Annotated in this window: 2 protein-coding genes; both read left to right on the top strand. The window is 43.8% G+C overall.

The genetic code is table 11. The features are described 5' to 3' along the window. Positions 1–226 precede the first annotated feature (226 nt). Positions 227–856, top strand: coding sequence for a TetR/AcrR family transcriptional regulator (locus AB4232_RS22100; protein WP_041472843.1), 630 nt, complete (start codon positions 227–229; stop codon positions 854–856). Positions 857–911: 55 nt separating this feature from the next. Next, positions 912–3,194, top strand: coding sequence for an acyl-CoA dehydrogenase (locus tag AB4232_RS22095; RefSeq protein WP_004734682.1), 2,283 nt, complete (start codon positions 912–914; stop codon positions 3,192–3,194). Positions 3,195–3,453: the final 259 nt, after the last annotated feature.

The following is a 3,453-nucleotide window of genomic DNA, read 5'->3' as shown; positions in this document are numbered from 1 at the left end:
TCTAAATACTCTGTTTTCTACTTAATTTATGACCCTCGATTATCATTTCAGTTCCCCAAAAAATTCATTAATTTTCTCTTTTTAATTAAACGCGTCTCTATTCAATCGCTTAGAACGTAATGCTTATAACTGGTACGACCAATTTGTGAAAATGTGATGTTGCTTGCTTGTTAAATAAATGTTCTAAGCGTATATTTCAAACAGTTGTTTAATACGAGTGATTGAAATGGCACCAAGAAGTACAACCAAAGACAAAATCTTAGATGTGGCTGAAGGCTTATTTGCTGAGCACGGTTTTAATGACACCTCTTTACGCACGATTACGAGTAAAGCCAATGTCAATCTTGCTTCAGTGAACTACCACTTTGGCGATAAGAAGACTCTGGTTCGTGCGGTACTCAATCGTTACTTAGAAGCATTTATGCCAGCATTGCAAGATGCACTAGTGAACTTAAATTTGAACGAAACGTATTCTATGAGTGACGTGTTTGAGTCTTTAAGGCAGCCACTAAGGGCACTCAATGATGTAAGGCCAAATGGTACGAGTCGATTTATGTTACTCATCGGTCGAGGCTATACAGATGTGCAAGGTCATTTGCGTTGGTTCATTACTACTCGTTATAGCGAAGTACTGACTTTGTTTACCAACTCAGTAATGAAAGCCAACCCAAACCTCACTCAAGAACAGTTATTTTGGCGATTGCACTTCACCCTTGGGACTTGTGTTTTCACCATGGCGTCTAGCCAAGCTCTAATAGAAATTGCAGAGAATGACTACGACACAAAGATAGATGCTAAGGCAGTGGTCGATATTCTCATTCCATTTTTGGCCGCTGGCATGTCAGCAAAAGAATAAAACAATAAAAAGCAAAATATTCACAAACAATATAGTGAACAAAAGGATCTGAACTATGAGCTCTCTAAGACAAAAATGGGTAAGTGACCCAGCTTTTAAACTCTTTAAAAAAGTACTACCACCACTATCTAGCACCGAGAAAGAAGCGATGGAAGCGGGTAGCGTGTGGTGGGACGGAGAGCTGTTTTCTGGTAAACCAGATTTCACTAAGCTTCACCAGTACCCAAAACCTCAGCTGACAGCAGAAGAGCAATCGTTCATGGATAATGAACTTGAAACTTTGCTCGCTATGCTAGATGACCACAAAATTGTGAAAGAAGACCGAGATCTTCCAGAGGAAGTTTGGAACTTTTTACGCAAAGAGCGTTTCTTCTCGCTAATTATCGCGAAAGGGTACGGCGGTCGTGAATTTTCAGCGCACGCCAACTCTACCATCGTAACTAAAATTGCGACGCGTAGTATCAGTACTGCGGTTTCGGTAATGGTTCCAAACTCTCTTGGCCCTGGTGAGCTGCTGTCTCACTACGGTACTCAAGATCAAAAAGATTACTGGCTACCTCGTCTTGCTGACGGTACAGACATCCCTTGTTTCGCACTAACAGGACCTGAAGCAGGTTCTGATGCGGGTGGTATCCCTGATGTCGGTACAGTGTGTATGGGCATGCACGAAGGTAAAGAGACACTAGGCATCAAGCTTAACTGGAACAAGCGTTACATTACGCTAGCACCAGTGGCAACGGTACTTGGTTTGGCTTTCAAACTGCACGATCCAGAAAAGCTACTGGGTGACAAAGAAGACATTGGTATCACTTGTGCGCTTATCCCGGCAGACCACGAAGGTGTTGTGATTGGTGAGCGTCATGATCCACTTGGTCTTGCGTTTATGAATGGTCCAACACGCGGTCACGATGTATTTATTCCTATGGAATGGCTAATCGGTGGCGCAGATTACGCAGGTAAAGGCTGGCGTATGCTGGTGGAATGTCTGTCTGCAGGTCGTGGTATCTCATTACCCGCACTGGGCACGGCGATGGGCCACCTAACAGCGAAAACGACCGGCGCATACGCTTATGTTCGTAAGCAGTTCGGTATGTCGATTGGTAAATTTGAAGGTGTTGCAGAGAGCTTAGGCCGTATTGGTGGTTTAACGTATCTATTAGAAGCGACTCGTACACTGACAACCACTTCACTTGATATGAAAGAGAAGCCGGGTATCGTAACGGCTATCGCGAAGTATCACATGACAGAGATGGCTCGTACTATTCTGAATGACTCAATGGATATCCATTCAGGTCGTGCAATTCAAGATGGCCCAATGAACTACTTGGCTGCGCCTTACCTAGGTATTCCAGTTGCTATCACAGTAGAAGGTGCGAACATTCTAACTCGTAACCTGATGATCTTCGGTCAAGGTGCGACACGTTGTCACCCATACGTATTGAGCGAAATGGAAGCGGCAGCGAACCCAGATGAGAAGCAAGGTGCAAAAGACTTTGATAGCTTGTTGTTCAAGCACATCTCACACGCAACTAAAAACACGTTTGGCGCGTTTGGTGCAGCACTTACTGGCTCTAAGTTCATTAAAGCCGACATGAGTGGTCCAACGAAGCCTTACTACCAAGATTTGACTCGCTTGAGCCGCGCGCTTGCAGTGAGTGCGGATTTCGCAATGTTGACATTAGGTGGCGAACTGAAACGTAAAGAACTTATCTCTGCACGTTTGGGTGATGGTCTAAGTTACCTATACATGGCGTCTGCTGCACTTAAAAAGTATGAAGACGAAGGTCGTCAACAAGCTGACCTAGACTACGTACACTACGCGGTTCAACACTGTTTCCACAATGCGGCTAAGTCGTTACAAGAAGCGTACCGTAACTTCCCGAACAAGATGGTTGGCAAAGTACTTAAAGGTCTAGTTTTCCCTGTAGGTAACCACTTCGAAAAACCAAGTGATAACCTAACAGTTCAACTAGCAGAAAGCTTGATGACTCCGGGAGCACACCGTGAACGTCTGACTCACCTTTGCTACATCGGCAAGGAAGAGGATGATAGTGTTGGCCTTATGGAGAACGCGTTCAATGCGATGTACAGCATCAAGCCTCTGGAGCGTAAGATCTTTAAAGCAGTGAAAGAGGGCAAAGTGGCTCGTAAAGGCTTGTTGGCAGACAAACTGGCTCAAGCACTTGCTGCCGATGTTCTGACACAAGAAGAAGTCGACCAAATTGTTGCTGCTGATAAACTACGTTACACAGCGATTCAAGTTGACCACTTCAGTCATGACTTTAGTGAAACTTTGACGCGAAAAGAGTTAAAACCTAAGCTAAATAGCGTTGCTTAGATAACGAAATGATAAAAGGCACCTAATAAGGTGCCTTTTTTGTTTTTGTCGTAGAAGTCGCAATAGAAGCGTTAACAAATGGTGACTTAGTCGACAAATATCAGTTGAGTGCTCCAACCACTTGCATTTTCACCACATTTTTACAGAAATTAGATGCCATTTGCGCACGAAACTCTTATCCTTAACCTGATTTTTTAAGGAAGTTGAATATGATCATCAAACCTCGAATTCGCGGATTCATCTGTACTACAACACATCC

Origin of the sequence: Vibrio sp. 10N.286.46.A8 (assembly GCF_041470165.1) — a bacterium.
GTDB lineage: Bacteria > Pseudomonadota > Gammaproteobacteria > Enterobacterales > Vibrionaceae > Vibrio > Vibrio tasmaniensis_A.
The sequence above is the reverse complement of the archived record's forward strand: the minus strand, read 5'-3'. Positions and strand labels throughout refer to the sequence as shown.

Bases quoted from the DNA above. Each gene is read 5' to 3' on its own strand.
- AB4232_RS22100 (WP_041472843.1), top strand. From the start codon at position 227: ATGGCACCAAGAAGTACAACCAAAGACAAAATCTTAGATGTGGCTGAA.
- AB4232_RS22095 (WP_004734682.1), top strand. From the start codon at position 912: ATGAGCTCTCTAAGACAAAAATGGGTAAGTGACCCAGCTTTTAAACTC.